At 72.7% G+C, this 18034-nt stretch carries 19 protein-coding genes and 1 pseudogene; 9 read left to right on the plus strand and 11 right to left on the minus strand.

Annotated elements, in window-relative coordinates; translation table 11 throughout:
* Nucleotides 1-114: pseudogene (locus ABD369_RS15340) on the minus strand (IS5/IS1182 family transposase); the annotation flags it as partial.
* 6 nt (nt 115-120) lie between these two features.
* Here ABD369_RS15340 and ABD369_RS15345 point away from each other — a divergent pair.
* Nucleotides 121-447, plus strand: a complete 327-nt coding sequence (locus ABD369_RS15345; RefSeq protein ID WP_344636942.1) for a UDP-N-acetylglucosamine--N-acetylmuramyl-(pentapeptide) pyrophosphoryl-undecaprenol N-acetylglucosamine transferase — start codon at nt 121-123, stop codon at nt 445-447.
* Nucleotides 448-854: 407 nt separating this feature from the next.
* Here the strand turns inward: ABD369_RS15345 and ABD369_RS15350 are convergent, their stop codons facing one another.
* The 4 genes from ABD369_RS15350 to ABD369_RS15365 form a co-directional block, all read right to left on the minus strand.
* Nucleotides 855-2570 carry an SDR family oxidoreductase gene (locus tag ABD369_RS15350; protein ID WP_344636943.1) on the minus strand — a complete coding sequence of 572 codons (1716 nt, stop codon included), beginning with the start codon at nt 2568-2570 and terminating at the stop codon, nt 855-857.
* A complete protein-coding gene (locus ABD369_RS15355; protein WP_344636944.1) occupies nt 2567-3400 on the minus strand; it encodes a M24 family metallopeptidase in 834 nt (277 codons plus the stop codon). Before ABD369_RS15355 ends, ABD369_RS15350 begins: the two co-directional genes overlap by 4 nt.
* A 12-nt stretch (nt 3401-3412) precedes the next feature.
* Entirely contained in the window at nt 3413-4498 is a 1086-nt protein-coding gene (locus ABD369_RS15360; RefSeq protein ID WP_344636945.1) for a PDR/VanB family oxidoreductase, read from the minus strand.
* A gap of 224 nt (nt 4499-4722) precedes the next feature.
* Nucleotides 4723-5628 (minus strand): metal-dependent hydrolase, encoded by a 906-nt coding sequence (locus ABD369_RS15365; RefSeq protein ID WP_344636946.1) that lies wholly within the window; start codon nt 5626-5628, stop codon nt 4723-4725.
* A gap of 390 nt (nt 5629-6018) precedes the next feature.
* Here ABD369_RS15365 and ABD369_RS15375 point away from each other — a divergent pair, with 390 nt between their 5' ends.
* The 4 genes from ABD369_RS15375 (at nt 6019) to ABD369_RS15390 (ending at nt 9058) form a co-directional block, all read left to right on the plus strand.
* Nucleotides 6019-6258 (plus strand): site-specific integrase, encoded by a 240-nt coding sequence (locus ABD369_RS15375; protein WP_344636947.1) that lies wholly within the window; start codon nt 6019-6021, stop codon nt 6256-6258.
* A gap of 160 nt (nt 6259-6418) precedes the next feature.
* Nucleotides 6419-6724 (plus strand): hypothetical protein, encoded by a 306-nt coding sequence (locus ABD369_RS15380; RefSeq protein ID WP_344636948.1) that lies wholly within the window; start codon nt 6419-6421, stop codon nt 6722-6724.
* A 472-nt stretch (nt 6725-7196) separates the two neighbouring features.
* Nucleotides 7197-8624 (plus strand): rifampin monooxygenase, encoded by a 1428-nt coding sequence (gene rox, locus ABD369_RS15385; RefSeq protein WP_344636949.1) that lies wholly within the window; start codon nt 7197-7199, stop codon nt 8622-8624.
* Nucleotides 8625-8929: 305 nt separating this feature from the next.
* Nucleotides 8930-9058, plus strand: coding sequence for a hypothetical protein (locus ABD369_RS15390; protein WP_344636950.1), 129 nt, complete (start codon nt 8930-8932; stop codon nt 9056-9058).
* A gap of 12 nt (nt 9059-9070) precedes the next feature.
* Here ABD369_RS15390 and ABD369_RS15395 read toward each other — a convergent pair whose 3' ends face one another.
* The 6 genes from ABD369_RS15395 to ABD369_RS15420 form a co-directional block, all read right to left on the minus strand.
* Nucleotides 9071-9850 (minus strand): IclR family transcriptional regulator, encoded by a 780-nt coding sequence (locus tag ABD369_RS15395; protein ID WP_344636951.1) that lies wholly within the window; start codon nt 9848-9850, stop codon nt 9071-9073.
* A gap of 273 nt (nt 9851-10123) precedes the next feature.
* Entirely contained in the window at nt 10124-11389 is a 1266-nt protein-coding gene (alc, locus tag ABD369_RS15400; protein WP_344636952.1) for an allantoicase, read from the minus strand.
* 9 nt (nt 11390-11398) lie between these two features.
* Entirely contained in the window at nt 11399-12754 is a 1356-nt protein-coding gene (gene allB, locus ABD369_RS15405; protein WP_344636953.1) for an allantoinase AllB, read from the minus strand.
* 167 nt (nt 12755-12921) lie between these two features.
* Nucleotides 12922-14064, minus strand: a complete 1143-nt coding sequence (locus ABD369_RS15410; protein ID WP_344636954.1) for a glycerate kinase — start codon at nt 14062-14064, stop codon at nt 12922-12924.
* Nucleotides 14065-14223: 159 nt separating this feature from the next.
* Nucleotides 14224-15111, minus strand: a complete 888-nt coding sequence (locus ABD369_RS15415) for a 2-hydroxy-3-oxopropionate reductase (protein ID WP_344636955.1) — start codon at nt 15109-15111, stop codon at nt 14224-14226.
* A gap of 55 nt (nt 15112-15166) precedes the next feature.
* Nucleotides 15167-16033 (minus strand): TIM barrel protein, encoded by an 867-nt coding sequence (locus tag ABD369_RS15420; RefSeq protein ID WP_344636956.1) that lies wholly within the window; start codon nt 16031-16033, stop codon nt 15167-15169.
* 222 nt (nt 16034-16255) lie between these two features.
* On the opposite strand from ABD369_RS15420, the gene ABD369_RS15425 reads away from it, so the two are divergent.
* From ABD369_RS15425 to uraH, 4 genes are all read left to right on the plus strand, one after another.
* Nucleotides 16256-16531 carry a thiamine-binding protein gene (locus ABD369_RS15425; RefSeq protein ID WP_344636957.1) on the plus strand — a complete coding sequence of 92 codons (276 nt, stop codon included), beginning with the start codon at nt 16256-16258 and terminating at the stop codon, nt 16529-16531.
* The gene (locus tag ABD369_RS15430; protein ID WP_344636958.1) at nt 16528-16911 is read left to right on the plus strand and encodes a helix-turn-helix domain-containing protein; all 384 of its coding nucleotides are present in this window, start codon (nt 16528-16530) and stop codon (nt 16909-16911) included. Before ABD369_RS15425 ends, ABD369_RS15430 begins: the two co-directional genes overlap by 4 nt.
* Before the next feature lie 197 nt (nt 16912-17108).
* Nucleotides 17109-17645 carry a 2-oxo-4-hydroxy-4-carboxy-5-ureidoimidazoline decarboxylase gene (gene uraD / locus ABD369_RS15435; RefSeq protein ID WP_344636959.1) on the plus strand — a complete coding sequence of 179 codons (537 nt, stop codon included), beginning with the start codon at nt 17109-17111 and terminating at the stop codon, nt 17643-17645.
* Between the two features lie 39 nt (nt 17646-17684).
* Nucleotides 17685-18020 (plus strand): hydroxyisourate hydrolase, encoded by a 336-nt coding sequence (gene uraH / locus ABD369_RS15440; RefSeq protein ID WP_344636960.1) that lies wholly within the window; start codon nt 17685-17687, stop codon nt 18018-18020.
* The last annotated feature ends 14 nt before the right edge of the window (nt 18021-18034 follow it).

Raw genomic sequence — 18034 nt, forward strand, 5'->3', positions numbered from 1 at the left:
GATCCCTCGCTTCCGACCGACGATCTTCTTCGCGGCGTCGGTTCCCTGGCTGGTCACGGCCACATTGGTGGAGGTCTTCACGCTCTGGGTGTCGATCACCGAGGCGGTCGGCTTGCTGATGTGTTCGCCGCCGCCGACGTGGTGATCTCCCGGGCCGGGGCCGGGACGCTCGCAGAGCTGACCGCGATCGGCAAGCCCGCCGTCCTCATCCCCCTGGAGCCCACCGCTGCCGACGAACAACGCCGCAACGCGGAGTACCTGGCGGAGCACGGCGCAGCGGTCGCCATCACGCGCCCGAACGTCACCGCGGATCGCCTGGAGCAAGGCGTGCGGCGGCTGATCGAGGACCACGCGCTGCGCACCGAGATGGCCGCGAAGTCACGCGCATTGGGGCACCCGGACGCGGCACAGGCACTCGCGGACCTGGTTCTCGCGCAAGCACGCTGAGACACCCGGCGTCTTCACCCATGAACGCGCCCCGTCCACCATCGCGGTGGGCGGGGCGCTTCGTCGCTCACAAGAGGCCGCCGCCGCCCTCGTGCCCCGGGCACGGTCACCGAAGGACGCCCAGTCCACCACCACACCCGGCACTGATTTGCCGTCCGCTCACGCATCGCTCACGCAGACGGCCTGAGAACGCAGCAGCACCCCGGCTAATCGAAGTAGCCGAGGTGCTGCACTTCCTTCATTCCACGTGGGCCGCCAGGGGCTCGAACCCTGAACCTACGGATTAAAAGTGCGGTGTCCAGCCCGGGGTGAGGGTGAGCAGCCCCACGACGAGGGCGAAGGACCGGAGAGCCGTCGTTGTCTCCATGGGCCTCGATACCTACGGCCGTGGGGCTGCGGGTCGCGTTTCAGCCGATGTCCAGCCGGGCGGCCCGGCGGAGCAGGCCCGGGGAGAGGCGGCCGAGCAGGCGGGCCGCCTTGGCCTCGAAGGTGACCGGGACGACCGGCTTGCCGGTGCGCACGGCGCGCAGGATCTCGGCGGCGACCTTCTCGGGCGGGAATCCCCTGCGGGCGTACATCCTGGTGGCGCGTTCCCGCTTCGCGGCCTGCTCGGCCGAGGTGGTACCGGAGAAGGTGGAGGTGCGGGTGATGTTCGTGCTGACGATGCCGGGGCAGATGGCGGAGACCCGGATGCGGTGCGGGGCCAGTTCGGCGCCGAGGCACTCGGAGAGCATCAGGACGGCGGCCTTGCTGGTGGCGTACGCGGCGAGCGCCTTGGCGGGCAGATAGGCAGCGGCCGACGCCAGGTTGACGATGTGGCCACCCCGGCCGCGTTCGGTCATCAGGGTGCCGAACGCCCGGCAGCCGTGGATGACGCCCCAGAGGTTGACGTCCAGGACGCGCTGCCACTCCTTCTCGGTGGTCTGCAGGAAGGTTCCCGAGTGGCCGATGCCGGCGTTGTTGACCACCACGTCCGGCACCCCGTGCTGGGCCGCGACCTGTTGGGCGAAGGCGTCGACGGCGGCGCCGTCGCCGACGTCCAGCCGGTACGCGCGGGCCCGGCCGCCGACCAACTCGCATAGTTCGGCGGTGCGTTCGGCGGACGGCAGGTCCAGGTCGGCCAGCGCCAGGGTGGCGCCCTGTTCGGCGAAGGCGAGCGCGGTGGCCCGGCCGATGCCGCTGCCCGCGCCGGTGATCACCACCAACTGCTCGCTGTCCGAAGGACCTTGGGTCTCGCCCGCGTCGGCACGGGCGACGAAGTCGCGGACCATCCCGGCCACCACCGGGCCCTGTTCCAGCAGTGCGGACCAGTGGGTGGCGTCGACGGTACGGCGGGTGAGCCTGGGTGCCCAGCGCTCCAGCCCTTCGGAGAGGAACTCGCCGACGTAGTGGTCCCGGGCCAGGGTGACCAGTTGGACGGGCACCTCGGTGGGCCGCTCGCGCGGCTCGCGCAGGGTCGGCCGCATGTTGGCCCGGTACAGCTCGATGCCGCGGACCGCGTCCCGCTTGAGCGTCGGCTGCGGGTGGCCTGGGCGCGGGGTGACCCCCTCGAGATCGCGCAGCACCCTGGGCCAGGCGCGGGACAGCCACAGCCGCCAGGCCGCCGGGGCGAGGAAGGGCAGGTGGAAGGCGGTGATGTACCAGGAGTGGGCGCCCTGGCGGAGCAGTTGTCGCAGATGGCGCGGGGTGGGCCTCCGCAACCGGTGGCGGATCCAGTGGCCGGTGTGGTCCAGCGAGGGCCCCGACATGGTGGTGTAGGAGGCGATCCGCTGCTCGGCACCGGGCGAGGTGACGGCCTCCCAGGACTGCACCGAGCCCCAGTCGTGCGCCACCACGTGCACCGCCCGGTCGGGGCTGACGGCGTCGGCGACCGCGAAGAGGTCCGCGGCCAGCAGTTCCAGCCGGTACCCCGCACGGGAGCCGGGCGCCCCGGACTCCCCCGCGCCGCGGACGTCGTAGCGCACGACGTGGTGGTCTTTCCCGAGGTCGGCGGCGACGTCGTCCCACACCACATGGGTGTCCGGGTAGCCGTGCACCAGGATCACGGTGGGGCCGGCGGGGTCGCCCTCCTCGAAGACGGCGAGGGGGAGGCCGCCGGAGCGGACGGTACGGCGGGTGGTCATTTCGCACTCTCCTTCAGGGTCCACCGGCGCACGTGCGGGAGGTCGTCGTCGAGCCAGTAGGCATCGTCCTCGGTGACCACCAGCAGTTCCTCGAACTTGATGCCCACCTCGCGGAAGCCGATGTGCGGTTCCACCGCCCACAGCCCGGGCGTCGGGGCATGACGGGAGGCGCGGCCGTCCGCCCAGAGCGGCGAACGGCCGTGCAGGCGCTCGCTGATCAGCTCCCGGCCGAGGGTCTGCAGGGTGCGTACGCCGAAGCCGAGGACGTTCACCCCGGCCGGGCCGCGCGCGGTCGTCCGGGTCACCTGGTGGCCGATTACCCGGCCCGGGTAGACCCGGTGGCGGCTGTCGTAGCCGTGCGCGGCGATCTGCGCGTCGACGGCGGCGTACACCTCGTCGAGCGGTCTGCGGGCCCGCACCTCGCGCAGGATCAGCTCCCGGTAGACCTGCAGGTCGGCGGCGAGCCGGTCCCAGATCCGGTTCTCGCCGACCTTTCCGCCGTAGCCGATGTCGGCGGTGTAGCCGTCCACGACCGGGGCGCAGTCCAGGACGTACGGCATGCCCTCGGCCAGGCGGCGGCTGCCGGCGAAGAACTGCAGCGGGGTGCGGAAGTGCCGGAAGGCGGTACGGTCGCCGAACCAGGCGAACGGGATGTGGAAGAAGTCCTGGACGCCCTCGGCGACCAGGCAGCGGCGCAGTTTGGCGGCGGCTTGGCGTTCCGTCACCCCGGGTTCGATCCAGGCGGCCACCTGCTCGGCGCAGTGGTAGGCGAGTTGCTGGGTCTCCCGGAAACGTGCCAGGTCGTGGTCGTCGAAGGGGAAGCGCGGCATCGGTCGGACTCCTTACATGTCGAGGACGAGTGTCTCGCCCTCGGCGGCTCGGGAGACGCAGGGCAGCAGGGCACCGGCGGCGCGCTCCTCCTCGGTGAGGCGGCGGTCGCGGTGGTCGGGCGCACCGGAGAGCAGCTGCAGCTTGCAGGTGCCGCAGAAGCCCTGGTGGCAGGAGTACGGCAGGTCGGGGCGGGTCTCACGGAGCACGTCGAGCGCGGACCGGTCGGCGGGGACGGGCAGTTCGGGTCCGTTCGGGCCGAGCCGGAGGGTGAAGGGCCGGCCGGCGGTGAGCGGTGCGGCGCCGAAGCGTTCGAAGTGCAGGGAGCGCGCGGGCGAGGCGTCGAGTGCCCGCTGGACGGCGGTGAGCATCGGGGCGGGGCCGCAGCAGTAGACGGCGGCGCGGGCCGGGGCTCGGGCGAGCAGGGCCTCGGCGGTGGGGACGCCGTCGCGGTCGTCGGCGAGCAGGGTGACCCGGTGCTCGCCGAGGGCCCGCAGCTCGTCGGCGAAGGGCATGGCGTCGGCGCTGCGCCCGGTGTGGACCAGCCGCCAGTCCAGGCCCAGGCGGGCGGCCTCGCGGGCCATCGGGAGCAGCGGGGTGATGCCGATGCCACCGGCCAGCAGGAGCACGCTCGGCTCGGCGCAGAAGGCGAAGCCGTTGCGCGGCCGCCGGGCCGTCAGGCGGGCGCCGGCGTGCAGCTCGTCGTGGATCTCGATCGAGCCGCCGCCTCCGTCGGCGATCCGGCGGACCGCGATGCGGTAGTGGCTGGTGTCGGCGGGGTCCGAGCAGAGGGAGTAGTGGCGTTCGCGACCGGAGGGAAGGGTGAGCAGCAGGCGGGCGCCGGGCTGCCATCGGGGCAGGGGCGTGCCGGAGGGGTCGGCGAGGTGCAGCTCCACCACGTCTGCGGCAATCAACTCGTGGCGGGTGACCACCAGTTGGAGTGACGGGGTGGGGCGGGGCCGGGGCCGGCGGGGGTTGCGGCGGAGCAGCGGAGAGCCCATTGCGGGGCTGTAGCGGTCGCCGAAGGCGGTGATCCGCCGGATGAAGCGGTCCGGCCGCGGGCGGCCGTAGAGGTCGGGGGGCGGTGTGCTGAGGTCCATCCGGGCGGCTCCGGGTCGAGGTCGTCGAGGGGCGGGGGCGGGGCGGGGCCGGGCGGGGGCTCTTCGGGGGTGCGCCTCGGCCCGGAGGCGCGAGGTGCCGCGGCCGGCCGTGCGCCTTCACGTGGAAGCCGCGGTCGCCGGGGATTTTGTGAGCCGCTCGGCAGCTGCGGGGCCGTCCGACCGCGTGGTTCGCCGCTCCCCGGGGCCCGCCCGGCCGGGCGGCGTCACCGCACGGCGGCGGCGCGGGCGGCCGGGGAGGTGGCGAGGTAGGCCAGGGCCTGGCTGGAGGAGCCCTCCTGGGTGGGGTGGTAGCCGGGACGCAGGTAGCGCAGGCCGGAGCGGATGGACCTCATCGGGTCGGGCAGCAGCCCGCGCCTGGAGTGCCGCCGGGCCTCGCGCCAGGTCGGCCTGATCCGCCCCTGGAGGGTGGGATCGGCGGCGAGCAGGAAGCGGACTCCGCGCACCCAGAGATGGACCAGCAGCGGCCCGGACACCGCCATGCCCCGGATCCGCCGCGGGTAGCCCGGGTCGAGGTGGACCATCAGGTCGAAGGCGACGCTGCGGTGTTCGACCTCCTCGGCGCCGTGCCAGCGCAGCAGGTCGAGCATGGTGGGGTCGGCCTTGGCCTGGTCCAGTCCGGGGGAGTTGAGCACCCAGTCGCCGAGGAAGGCGGTGAAGTGCTCGATCGCGGCGACGAAGGCGACCCGTTCGATGATGTTCTCACGCCGTTGACGCTCGGTCAGATGCGGCTTGCCCCCCAGGATGCGCTGGAACAGCCAGCTGATCTGGCGCAGGTACGGCCGCGGGTCGAGCCCCTGGGCGAGCAGGTGGTCGAGGACCTCCTGGTGGGCCTCGGCGTGGATCGACTCCTGCCCGATGAAACCGAGCACCTCCTCGCGCAGCTGCTCGTCCCTGATCATCGGAAGCGCGTCCTTGAAGACCCGGACGAACCAGCGCTCCCCCTCGGGGAGCAGCAGGTGCAGCACGTTGATGGTGTGGGTGGCCATCGGCTCGTCCGGTATCCAGTGCAGCGGCAGCTGCGCCCAGTCGAAGCGGACGTCCCTGGGTTCGAGCACCAGGCCGTCGTGGACGGCGGGCGGGGCGGCGGAGGGCGCGGTGGGGTGGGGCATGGGAGCCTCCTGACCTGCGGGTGGCGCGGTGGTTACCGGCAACCTACCTGCGAGTAGAGCGCCCTACAAGGGTTTCGGGCACTCTTATCGACATCAAGTCTAATAAGCCTGGCGCCAGCGGCTCGGCATCTCCTCACGCACCGTCGGCCGCCAAATGTCATCGATCATGGAACGTCTGGACGCCAGCAGCCGCTTCGAAGCGGGCATCAAAGCCGCCCACAAGGGCTGGCTCTGATCCACCCGGTGCCGCGCCCGCTTCGCTGCCTCTGCCAGGACTGGGGCCGTGCCGCAGAGCCGCCGGGGAGGGCACGGCCCTGGATCAGGGGGCGATCAGGTTGCGGACGGCGTCGCCGACCTCGGGTGGCCTCGACCCCGGCACACCTGCGCGCGATGAACACCGCCGAGCCGACCGCGCCCCGGCTGGCCGGCTCCCGGCGCCGCCGCCGCGAGTACCAGCTGCCGGAACTCACCCGGCTGCGCGATCGCGCCGTGGTGACGCTCCCGATCGGCATCGCCGGTCGCGCGAGCGAGGTGAGCGCGCTCAACGCCGAGGACCTGGTCCTCGAGGCCGATGGGCTACGCGTCACGGTGCCCTCGACGAAGGACTCGTTCGGAAGCCGACGTGGGTAATCACGTCCATGAGATCGCCTCCACCCCAGTGTCCGACCGAACGGTTTTCGAGCACACCATTTGCCATTCGCGCTTCGGGCCCCCAGAGCCTCGGGCCGGACATGCGGTGGACCTGGAGGCCGGGCCGACCAACCCGGCCGGCACAGGGTTCAACCCGAAAGTGTCCGCGGCCAAGACGGCCTGCTCGGCCAGGCCCGACTCGCGCTGCTACCGGGCCCGGGCGAGGGTGGTGAGCGTGGACATCATCGTGCTCAACAGCCCGGACCCCGGCAGCCTCGGGACACTCCACGCGGCCCGCCCCGCCCGCCTCGGCTCCCCGGAGCCAGCAGAGTTCACGTTCTGCGGCCGACCCACCCGAGGCATGACGATCGTCGGGCTGCACGCCACCGCCACCCGGAAGGCCTGGTACCCAGCAGACCTGGCGGACACGACCGCGAAGTGCACCGCGTGCATGGCCTACCTGTAGGCCGCAGGAACTGCGACGCCTGCTCCTGGCCCGGCTTCCCCACCCGCCGACCGAACCCGTCGTCCGCCTCACGGCCGCTCTTCGGGCCGCGGCCCTCGGCACCGACACCGTCCCGGATCCGTGATGCCCGGCCGCCGGCCGGGCGGGATGGGCCGGTCCGTCCACAGCGGAGGACAAAAGACAAAGGCAAGGAGCCACTTACTCCTTGCCACTCTCAACATATAGCGCCCCGGGGGCCTTGCGGCAAGACCCGGGTCGTAGCGCAGAATGACCGGCCAAGGCCAGAACCTGCGGAAACGACGGATTCTCGACGCGCACCCGCTTTCGCCTGCGCACGGGATGCGAGACGTCGGACCGCCGGTGGAACTCGCGCTGCGACTGCGGGGACTTGGCGCGGAAGTACGGGTGTGCGTGCCGTCGGACCGCACGGAGTGGCTGGCCGGAATCCAATCTCGTTGAACGGGGGGTTTTGATGATTGACGTGATCGTGGTCGGCAGCGGACCGACCGGCTTGATGCTGGCCGGCGAGTTGCGGCTGCACGGCGTGCACGTGGTCGTGCTGGAGAAGCTGACCGAGCCGACCGGGCAGACCCGCGGGCGCGGTCTGCACGCGCGCAGTGTCGAGATGATGGACCAGCGCGGCCTGCTGGACCGGTTCCTCGCGGTCAGTGAGAAGTTCCAGGTCGGCGGTTTCTTCGGCGGCATCCACAAGCCGTGGCCGGACCGGATGGACACGGCGCATCCGTACGGCCTCACCACCCTGCAGCCCGTCACCGAGCGGCTGCTGGGCGAGCGTGCCCTCGAACTCGGTGCCGAGATTCGGCGCGGCTGCGAAGTGGCCGGGCTGAGCCAGGACGAGGACGGAGTGACCGTCGAGCTGACGGACGGCTCGCACCTGCGCTCGCGCTACCTCGTCGGCTGCGACGGCGGCCGCAGCACGGTGCGCAAGCGGCTCGGTGTCGCCTTCCCCGGCGAACCCGCCAAGGTCGAGACGCTGCTGGGTGACATGGAGGTCACCGAGGACCCGGCGACACTTGCCGCCGTCGTCGAGGAGGTCCGCAAGACCCAACTGCGGTTCGGCGCCATCCCCAACGGGGACGGATCCTACCGAATCGTCGTGCCCGCCGACGGCGTGGCCGGGGACGGTGCGACCGAACCGACCCTCGAGGAGTTCAAGGAGCAGCTGCGGGCCACCGCCGGCACCGACTTCGGGGCGCACTCGCCGCGCTGGCTGTCCCGGTTCGGCGATGCCACCCGGCAGGCCGAGCGCTACCGGGTCGGCCGGGTGCTGCTGGCCGGCGACGCGGCGCACATCCACCCGCCCACCGGCGGGCAGGGGCTCAACCTCGGTGTGCAGGACGCGTTCAACCTGGGCTGGAAGCTGGCCGCCGCGGTCAGCGGCTGGGCGCCGGAGGGGCTGCTGGACAGCTACCACGCCGAGCGGCACCCGGTGGGCGCCGGCGTGCTGGCCAACACCCGCGCGCAGATGACGCTGCTGGGGACCGATCCGGGTGCGACCGCGCTGCGGGAACTGCTCTCGAAGCTGATGGACTTCGAGGAGGTGAACCGGTACATGACCGAGACGGCCACCGCGGTCGGGGTCCGCTACGACTTCGGCGAGGGCCATGAGCTGCTCGGCCGGCGGCTGCGGGACGTGGAGCTGAAGCAGGGTCGCCTCTACGAGCTGATGCACGGCGGCCGCGGACTGCTGCTCGACCAGACCGGCCGGCTCACGGTGGCGGGTTGGGCCGATCGGGTCGACCACGTCGTCGACGTCAGCGAGGAACTGGACGCACCCGCGGTGCTGCTGCGGCCGGACGGCCATGTTGCGTGGGTCGGTGACGATCAGCAGGACCTGCTCGGCCATCTGCCCGAGTGGTTCGGCGCTGCCGCCAGTTGAGCGTGCAGTTGCGGTTCAAAACGGCCTGACCTGTCTCCGCCCGGATTCAGCGCGGTCCGGTGCCGCACTCGGAGCGTCCACACCGTACGTCGGGCCCCAGGAAGACCGATCTCACCGACAGCCGCTGTACCGGTGCTCCCCGAGTCCGAGCTCCGCACGGACCCGGTCGCGGACCGCGGCCACCACCGGGGCGGTCCGGTAGGCATGGGCGACCCGGATCAGCCAGTCCGTCTCCGTCGCGGCGGTGGACCGGCCCGTACAGCCGCTGCCGTACCGAGACCAGACCGCCGCCCCAGAGGCTGACGGTGGTACCCGCCACGGCCAGCGTGGTGGCGGCGGTGCCCAGGACGACCCCGCAGTTGTGCTACGCCGGGGTGGTCGCCGCCGTACTCAACACCGTCTTCCAGGGCGTCGTCTTCCTCGGGCGCTGGTGACGCCCGCCGGGGTCAGACCGCCATCGCGATCATCAGCGGGGCGGCACGCTCGGCGAGGAGTTCGGCGGCGGCACGCAGGCGGTGGATGTCGGAGACCGGCAGCGAGGTGGCCAGACAGCCGACGGTGCTGCCCGCGGTGACCGGGACGGCCGCGCAGACCGTGTCCATGGAGTACTCCTGGATGTCCAGCACCGGGACGGTGGCCGGCTGGCGCTCCAGTCGGTGCATCAGCTGCTCGGCGTCGGTGATGGTCCGCGAGGTCAGCCGGGCGACCGGGTACCGGGAGAGATGGTCGCGGCGGGCGTCGTGGTCGAGTTGGCTGAGCAGGCACTTGCCGAGCGCGCTGGCGTGCGCCGAGGCCCGGAAGTCCACCCACTCCTCGACCGGCGGGGCGTAGTCGGCGCAGGCCACCGCGTCCACCGTCAACTCGCCGTCGAGGTACCGGCTGAAGTAGACGGCGGCGCCCAACTCGTCGCACAGCTCGGCCAGGGTGCGGTCGAGCCTGCTGCGCAGCAGCTGCCTGCGGTTGGACTGGCCGAGCAGGGCGAAGGCGCCGCCGAGCACCCAGGCGCCCTCCTGGTTGGTCAGATAGCCCTCCAACTCCAGGACTTCGGCCAGTTCCTGGACGGTGCCGAAGGGCAGCGACAGCTCCCGGGCGAGGACGGCCGCGGTGACCCCGCCACCGTGGCGGTCCACCGCCTCCAACAGCCTCAGGGCCCGTTGGATCGAGCCGAATGGGCTCGGGCCGCCCTGATCGAGTGTGGTCCGGTCGCCCCGACTCCGTGCCGACATGAGGGCCCCCTCTGTGCAATCCCACCCATCCGCGCGGACCTGCCGCGATCCCCCCAGCCTATCCACGCCCGGGGTGACACAGCCCGTACCGAGGCGAATTTCGCCTGTACAACACGGGTGCCCCTTGACTGGCATATGCCGCACTCCGCAGCCGTGCGCCACTCTCCGGGGTGCGGGGACCCGTGCGGTCAACCACGCGCCGCGGTACGGGTTTTGCCGCGCTCCCCGCCCCGGAGGGCTCCCCCGCCCGTCGGGCGGCCCCTCCCCCGACGGTCAGACGCCGAGCAGGCGCCAGCTGGCCGAGCGGCGGCGGGAGGACTGTTCGCCGTCGGGGCCGTCGGCCGGCCGCAGGGCGGCGACGGCGGCGGTGGCCCCGGCGGCGTCCGCGAGCGGGCGGGCGGCGGTCAGCGCGGTGGCCTCGGCCGCGGTCAGTCCGGCCCCGGTGAGCGCGGCCTCGGCCTCGGCGGCGGGCAGCGAGTCGAACCAGCGCAGCGCGAGGGCGGCGCGGCCGGCCTCGGTGAGCCTGCCGGTCAGGCGCAGCCGGGCCACGCCGCCGTCGGGGTAGACGTTGAGCCGGACGTGGGTGGGGGTGCGGCCCGGGACGAGCCGGAAGCGGTGCCTGGTGTCGGGCTGCAGGCGCGTGCGGGGCAGGATCTCGAACCAGCCGTCCGGGTCGGTGTGCGGGTCGCCGCCCCGGGAGGCGTCGTACCCGACCAGGTCGGCCCAGCCGGGGGCGTTGGCGACGAAGTGGGTGGTGTCCACCTCGGCGGCCAGCGCCTCGCCGCCCCCGGCCAGGGCGATCTGCACCCAGTCGTTGGCCTTGTCGCGCCGCCGCCGGGTCTCCCAGCCCTCGCCCATGACGGTGGCACGACCGGGAGCGTTCAGGTTGTGCGGGGAGGAGAAGTAGCGGTCCGAGGCGGCCTCGGCGACACCGCCGTACTCCTGCGCCGCGAGGTCGAAGGTGAGCCCGTCCAGGTCCCGCGGGTCGGGGCGGACCTCGCCGTACACCCGCAGCCGGGCCACCCCGCCGTCCGGCCAGATGTTCAGCCGGACGTGGGTGAAGCGCTGTTCGTTGCCGACCTCGAACTCGTGGGCGGTGTCGCCCTGGAGAGGCGTACGGGGGACCAGGTCCACCCATTCGGCGGCCTCGACCTCCTCGGGTGAGGGGTGGCCGGGGACGGAGGCGCCCTGGACCGAGCCGGACTCGGGGTGGTTGCCGGTGAAGTGCGCGGTGTCCATGATCACGCCGCGGATCACTCCTGCCGCACCCAGGCGGACGATCACCCAGTCGTGGTCCTCGTCGGTCGGGTGCGGCTGCTGGGCCGAGACGCCGCGACGGCGGCGGCTCTCCCAGCCGTCCATGATCTGGCCCTTGTGGCCGAAGGTGTGCGGACGGAACTCGGCGGGCCCCGCGACCAGCAGGTTCTCCGCGTCCGCGAAGGTGTCCTCGTTGGTGGCGACGACGCCCGCGCCCAGTCGGCGCGAGGCCAGGTCGACCAGTTCGGTGAACGGAGCGCTCGAGGGCTTCTCATTGCTCAACTGGGACTCCTAGCTGCGAGTGATCTGGCGGCCGAACGGCTCGGCGGTCACGTCCACGACCCGGCCGCGCAGCCAGGTGGTGCGGACCACGCCGGTGAGCCTCCGGCCGGCGTACGGAGTGACGGGGTTGCGGTGGTGCAGCCGGTCGGGCTGCACGGCGAACTCGGCGTCCGGGTCGAAGGCGACCAGGTCGGCGTCGTTCCCGACCGCGATGGCGCCCTTGGTGCCGGTCAGGCCGACCAGCGAGGCCGGGCCGCCGGCCATCCAGCGCACCACGTCCACCAGGCCGTGGCCGCGCCTGCGGGCCTCTGTCCAGACGGCCGGCAGGCCGAGTTGCAGGGAGGCGATGCCGCCCCAGGCGGTGGCGAAGTCACCGCTGCCGCCGTAGCGCCTGAGCTCCTTCAGATCCGGAGTGGACGGCGAGTGGTCGGAGACGACCGCGATGAACTCGCCGTCTCCCAGGGCTTCCCAGAGCAGGTCGCGGTTGGACTCGTCGCGGATCGGCGGGCAGCACTTGAAGGCGGTGTCGCCGTCCGGGACCTCCTCGGCCGCGAGGGTGAGGTAGTGCGGGCAGGTCTCGGCGGTCACCTGGACGCCCGTCTCCCGGGCCCGGCGCAGCAGCGGCAGTACCGCCGCGGAGGAGACGTGCAGGATGTGCACCCGGGCGCCGGTGCGCCCCGCCGCCTCCAACAGCCTTTCCACGGCGGCGGTTTCGGCGGCGGCGGGCCGGGAGGCGAGGAAGTCCCGGTAGTGGACGCCCGGCCGCTGCGGGGCGGCGGCGAGGACCGCGGGGTCCTCGGCGTGGACGATGGCCAGCGCGCCGATCCTGGCCTGTTCGGCCAGCGCCCGCTCCAGGTCGGCCGGTCCGAGGTGCGGGAACTCGTCCACGCCGGAGGGCGCGAGGAAGCTCTTGAAGCCGAACACCCCGGCCCGGTACAGCGGTTCGAGCTCGGCCGTGTTGCCGGGGATCGCCCCGCCCCAGAAGCCCAGGTCGATCCAGGCCTGCCCGTCGGCCGCCTTCCGCTTGGCCGCCAGACCGGCCACCGTGGTGGTGGGCGGTATGGAGTTCAGCGGCATGTCGATGATGGTGGTGACCCCGCCCGCCGCGGCGGCCCTGGTGGCGGTGGCGAAGCCCTCCCACTCGGTGCGGCCGGGCTCGTTCACATGGACGTGGGTGTCGACCAGACCGGGTAGCAGAACCGTTTCACCCAGGTCGGTCACCGCCCCTTCGGTGAGCACGCCGTGGTGGGCGATCCGGGCGATCCGGCCGTCCCGGATCAGCACGTCAGCGGGACGCTCGCCGTCCGGCAGGACCGCACGGCGGGAGCGGATCACCGCCGCGGGGGACGGCTCGCTGAGGGGCATCCGGACCTCCGTGCTGTCGCGTACGAGTGCGGGTCGCCGAAAGCGGGTGGGCAGTGCCGACACGGCAGTTGACGGCCCTGCTGTCGGACCGGGTGCTGCGGTGGCTCGAACCCTAGGCCCGCCTTCAACAAAACGTCAATGCGGGAAACCGCGAGTCGCGGGCGGGTTCAGCGGGCCAGCAGTTCGGCCGCCAGCCGCTCTCCGGCCAGCTCCGCCAGCTCGGCGGCCCTGGTGATGCTGTCGCCGGGCCGCTGGGCCAGATCGGTGAGGGCGATCACGGAGACGAAGCCGGCCCGGCGCCACTCGTCCTTCGACAGTTCCAGCCGCCCGGCCACGGCGGCCACCCGAACCCCCGCCCGGGCGGCCGCCGCGGCGACGCCTGCAGGGGCCTTGCCGTGGAGCGTCTGCGCGTCCAGGCAGCCCTCGCCGGTCACGACGAGGCGCGCCCCACGCACTGCCCCGTCGAAACCCAGCAGTTCGAGGAGGAGCTCGATGCCGGGTCGCATGGTGGCGCCGAGCAGCGCGAGGGCGGCGAAGCCGGCCCCGCCCGCGGCCCCGGCGCCCGGGGCGTCGCGAAGATCCCGCCCGGTGGCCGCACCGACCAGCTCGGCCCAGCGGGTCAGGCCCTCCTCCAGGACCACCAGGTCCTCGCCCTCCGCGCCCTTCTGCGGGCCGTAGACGGCGGTCGCGCCGCGCGGGCCGAGCAGCGGGTTGTCCACGTCGCAGGCGACGGTGACCTCGACGTCGGTCAGCGAGCCGACGAGCGGGCCGAGGTCGACGGCGGCCAGTCGACGCAGGGCCGCGCCGCCGGGAGCGAGCTCGGCGCCGTCGGCGTCGCGCAGGCTCGCACCGAGCGCCTGGACCATACCGGCGCCGCCGTCGGTGCAGGCGCTGCCGCCCAGGCCGATCACGATCCGCCCGACACCCAGCGCCACCGCCCGGCCGATCAGCTGACCGACGCCGTAGGAGCTCGCCGTGAGCGGCGCGGTGCGGCCGCCGGGGAGCCGGGCCAGCCCGGCGGCCTGGGCCAGTTCGATCACTGCGGTGTCGTCCCGCACCGCGATCGCCGCGTCCACCGGCAGTCCGGTCGGACCGGCGACCTTGACCGGCACCCCGGTGAACCCGGCCGCCAGCGCAGCGGCCAGGGTGCCCTCGCCGCCGTCGGCGACCGGCAGTTCGCGGACCTCCAGGGCCGGGGCGGCACGGCGGATACCGGCCGCGATCCTGGCGGCCGCCTCGGCACCCTCCAGGGTGCCCTTGAACTTGTCGGGAGCAACGACCACATGGCCCTGGGCGGGGGTGGCGGGCATAGCGGGTGGCCTCTCTTCTCATCACCTGGCTTGCGGCTGCCCGGGCTGGCCCGGGGAACCAGCACTACCCGGTGCTCGGGGAATCCGCACCGGCTTCCGGACACCCAGCTGGCACCGGGTGCGCCCGGTCAGCGCACTTCCCGGCCGCGACGTGCGGTGTCACCGGACCTCGCGGCCCGACAGGCGCTCGACGCCCCGCAGCAGGGCGGAGTGGTCCAGCGAGCCGTCGCCGTTCGCCCGGGCCGAGGCGACCAACTGGGCGACCACCGCGCCGACCGGCAGGGCGGCACCGACGGCACGGGCGGCGTCCGTCACGATGCCCATGTCCTTGTGGTGCAGGTCGATCCGGAAGCCCGGGGCGAACTCGCGCTCCAGCATGTTGGCCTTCTTGCGGCCCAGCACGGTCGAGCCGGCCAGGCCGCCGGCCAGGACGTCCAGCGCGGCCCGCAGGTCGACGCCCGCGTTCTCCAGGAAGACCACGGCCTCGGCCAGCACCTGGATGTTGGTGGCGACGATCAGTTGGTTGGCGGCCTTGACGGTCTGGCCGGCGCCGGCCGGGCCGACGTGGACGACCGTACTGCCGAGTACGTCGAAGAGCGGCTTGGCCTCGGCGAAGTCCTCGGCGGCGCCGCCGGCCATGATGGACAGCACGGCCTCGACGGCACCGGCCTCACCTCCGGAGACCGGGGCGTCCAGCGTGCGGATCCCCTTCTGCCCGGCGGCGGCCTCGACCCGGACGGAGGTCTGCGGGGTGATCGAGGACATGTCGATCACGAGGGTGCCGGGCCGGGCGTTCTCCAGCACACCGTCCTCGCCGAGGATGACCTCCTCGACCTGTGGGTCGGCCGGGACCATGGTGATGACGACCTCGGCGTCCCGCACCGCGTCGGCGACGCCCGTCGCGCCGTGGCCGCCGGCCGCCACCAGGGCGTCGATCGGTGGCTGGGTGAGGTTGAAACCGGTCACGTGGTGACCGGCCTTGACCAGGTTGGCAGCCATCGGGCCGCCCATGATGCCGAGGCCGATGAAGGCGATCTTGCGGCTCATCGCGTTCCGTTCCTTGAGTGCACGTGGAGGGTGGGCCGGCGGCGGGGGCGGGTGCTCAGCCGGCCCGGTACTCGCGGGGCAGCCACTCGAAGCCGTCGGCGCTGACTCCGGTGGACGGGCGGTACTCCAGCCCGATCCGCCCGCCTGCCGCGCCGGTGCCGCCCGACCCGTAGCCGGCGGCGGTCAGCCGGGTGAAGAGGTCCTCGAAGTCCAGCCCGCCGGTGCCGGGCTCGTTGCGGCCCGGGTTGTCGGCGATCTGCACATGGCCGAACCGGTCGGCGTGGACGTCGATGACGGTGGCCGGGTCCTCGCCGTTCATCGCCAGGTGGTAGACGTCGCACAGGAACCGGGCGTTGCCCAGGCCCGTGGCGGCATTGACCCGGTCCACCACCTCGATCGCGGCGGCCGCGGAGACCAGCGGATAGTGCGGCGACTCGGCCCGGTTGAGGGCCTCGATCAGCAGGACCGCGCCGATGGAGTGCGCGGCCCGGGCGGCGAGGGCGAGGTTCTCCAGTGCGAGTTCGTCCTGCTCGGCCGCGGCCACGCCCTCGACCCGGTTGCCGTAGAGGGCGTTGAGCGCCCCGGCGCCGAGCGACTCGGCGAGCGCGACGGCCACCGGGAGGCTCTCGCGAAAACGCTCCCGCTCGGACGGCACGGAGACGGTGCCGCGCTTGCCGAGCGCGAGGTCGTCGAGGAGGTTGAGGCCGGTCAGCCGCACCCCCGCGTCGGTGAACGCCCCACGGACCACGTCCAGTTCGGCCTTCGAAGGGATGTGGTTCTCGCCGAAGGGCCACCACAGCTCGGCGGCGGTGAAACCCGCGGCGGCCGCGGCGGCCGGACGCTCCGGGAGAGGAAGCTCGCCGAACAGGATCGACAGGTTGACCGTGTAGCTGTGCCTGGAAGCGGCAGTCACGTCCCTCACTTCTCACTCCCTCCCAAATTTCCACGATGCGAAACATAGATTCTGCTCAATGGAAGCATCTCCAGGGTCGCTTCGGGCTGTCAAGACCGCCACAACAGTTTGTTGAAGCGACCGTTCGCGGAAGCGACCGGGGCGTTCCGGCCGCCGCGGACCCCGACCGTCCGACCGTCCGGCTCTTCGCCGGCCGATCCAGGCCGCCGCACCGCTCGATAGAGTGAGCGGGTGCGATTGATGGTGGAGTTCACGACGGAACCCTTCGAGCTGGACGCGTTCCCGGAGCACGCGGCGGCCGCCCGGCAGGCGGCGGACGAGGCCGGCCTGGCCGTGTCCGTCGGCCCGTTCGGCACCGGCGCGGAGGGCGAGGCGGAGCAGGTGCTGTCCGCCGTCTCCGAGCTGCTGCGCAAGACCCTGGAGGCCGGAGCCACCCGGATCTCGATCCAGGTCAGCGTCCTCGACGAGGACGCGGAGCAGGGGCCGGAAGGAGTGGGTACGCAGTGAGCAACGCCCTCGAGCACCCGCTCGCCGCGGCGATAGAGCCGCTGCTGGAAGCCGTCGGCGCGAGCCGCGTCGAGCTCACCGAGGCCCGACCCGACGACGTCGTCCTGGAGTGGGAGGGCGTCCCGGCAGTGGCCGTCCGCCTCCCCCACCTGAGCAGCGCCCTGGACCGCCTGCTGGCCGACATGACCCGCCAGTTCGACGGCCGCCCGCTGACCGAGCTTGACCGCGGGGAGAAGCAGCGGGTGGTCGCCCTGCTGGAGGAGCGCGGCGCCTTCACCGTCCGCCACGGAGTGGAGACGGTGGCCTCGGCCCTCGGCGTCAGTCGGTTCACGGTGTACAACTATCTGAACCGGCAGCAGGACGGCGGCAAGGCCGGCTGAGGGACCGGAACTGTCGCCGCCGGTTGCCCGACCCCTCCCGTCCTTGGCAACAGGCGCATTCGGCGAATCGCACACCAGAAGTGCCGGCCCGCGGAATCCCCGCGAAACGTAACCACCAACCGTTCAACAAAGTGTTGACGCTCGGGGATGGTGGATCTAGCTTGTGCGAGTGGCACCACTCTCCAGGAGGTCCACCCGTGACCAACCACCCCCGAGCGGCTCCTGATCCGGCCGGTGCCTTGCGGACACTGGCCGAGGCTCCCGCCGCCGAAGTGACGAAGACCCTGCTGGAGATCTGCTCCAGTCCCGGCTGGGCCGAGGCCGTCGCGGCCGCCCGACCCTGGGCCGACCGGGAGGCGCTGCTGGCCGCCAACGCGGCCGCCGTGGCGGCGCTCACCGTCCACGACCTGCACGACGCGATGGCCGGCCACGCCCGGATCGGCGAGCCCAAGGCGGGCGACACCGCCTCCGAGCGCGAGCAGGCCGGCATCCGGGACGCGGACTCGGCGCTCCTCGACGAACTGCACCGGGCCAACGCCGCCTACGAGGCGAAGTTCGGCCATGTGTTCTTGATCTGCGCCACCGGCCGCACCGCCACCACCATGCTCGCGTCGCTGCGCGAACGCTTCCCCCATGACGCCGCCACCGAGGCGGAGACCATCCGGGGCGAGCTGCGGAAGATCAACGACATTCGCATCAACCGACTGCTCGACGAGCCGTCGCCATTCATCTGACAGCTCGTCAACTCAGCCACATTCGAGGTCATTCCACCCATGACTGGCATCTCCACGCATGTGCTCGACACCAGCCTCGGCCGCCCGGCCGAGGGCGTCCCCATCGAACTGGCAATTCGCACCGAGGGCGGCTGGAAGGTGCTCGGCACCTCCGCCACGGACTCCGACGGCCGGGCCAGGGACCTGCCGGCCGTGGAGGCGGGCCCGGTCGTCCGGCTCCGGTTCGACACCACGGCCTACTACGCCGGGCGGTCGGACCAGGCACCGTTCTTCCCCGAGGTCTCGATCGTCTTCGCGGTCGCGCCCGCGCAACACCACTACCACGTGCCGCTGCTGCTCAGTCCGTTCGGCTACTCGGTCTACCGCGGAAGCTAGACCGCAACCCGCTT

The sequence above is a fragment of the Kitasatospora cystarginea genome, assembly GCF_039533515.1.
GTDB classification, from domain to species: Bacteria; Actinomycetota; Actinomycetes; order Streptomycetales; family Streptomycetaceae; genus Kitasatospora; species Kitasatospora cystarginea.

What these genes read in the sequence shown, in the direction of transcription:
- ABD369_RS15365 (WP_344636946.1), bottom strand. Translation starts at nt 5,628, where the DNA reads ATGCCCCACCCCACCGCGCCCTCCGCCGCCCCGCCCGCCGTCCACGAC.
- ABD369_RS15350 (WP_344636943.1), bottom strand. Translation starts at nt 2,570, where the DNA reads ATGACCACCCGCCGTACCGTCCGCTCCGGCGGCCTCCCCCTCGCCGTC.
- ABD369_RS15360 (WP_344636945.1), bottom strand. Translation starts at nt 4,498, where the DNA reads ATGGACCTCAGCACACCGCCCCCCGACCTCTACGGCCGCCCGCGGCCG.
- allB (WP_344636953.1), bottom strand. Translation starts at nt 12,754, where the DNA reads ATGCCCCTCAGCGAGCCGTCCCCCGCGGCGGTGATCCGCTCCCGCCGT.
- rox (WP_344636949.1), top strand. Translation starts at nt 7,197, where the DNA reads ATGATTGACGTGATCGTGGTCGGCAGCGGACCGACCGGCTTGATGCTG.
- uraH (WP_344636960.1), top strand. Translation starts at nt 17,685, where the DNA reads ATGACTGGCATCTCCACGCATGTGCTCGACACCAGCCTCGGCCGCCCG.
- ABD369_RS15415 (WP_344636955.1), bottom strand. Translation starts at nt 15,111, where the DNA reads ATGAGCCGCAAGATCGCCTTCATCGGCCTCGGCATCATGGGCGGCCCG.
- ABD369_RS15410 (WP_344636954.1), bottom strand. Translation starts at nt 14,064, where the DNA reads ATGCCCGCCACCCCCGCCCAGGGCCATGTGGTCGTTGCTCCCGACAAG.
- ABD369_RS15395 (WP_344636951.1), bottom strand. Translation starts at nt 9,850, where the DNA reads ATGTCGGCACGGAGTCGGGGCGACCGGACCACACTCGATCAGGGCGGC.
- ABD369_RS15355 (WP_344636944.1), bottom strand. Translation starts at nt 3,400, where the DNA reads ATGCCGCGCTTCCCCTTCGACGACCACGACCTGGCACGTTTCCGGGAG.
- ABD369_RS15375 (WP_344636947.1), top strand. Translation starts at nt 6,019, where the DNA reads ATGAACACCGCCGAGCCGACCGCGCCCCGGCTGGCCGGCTCCCGGCGC.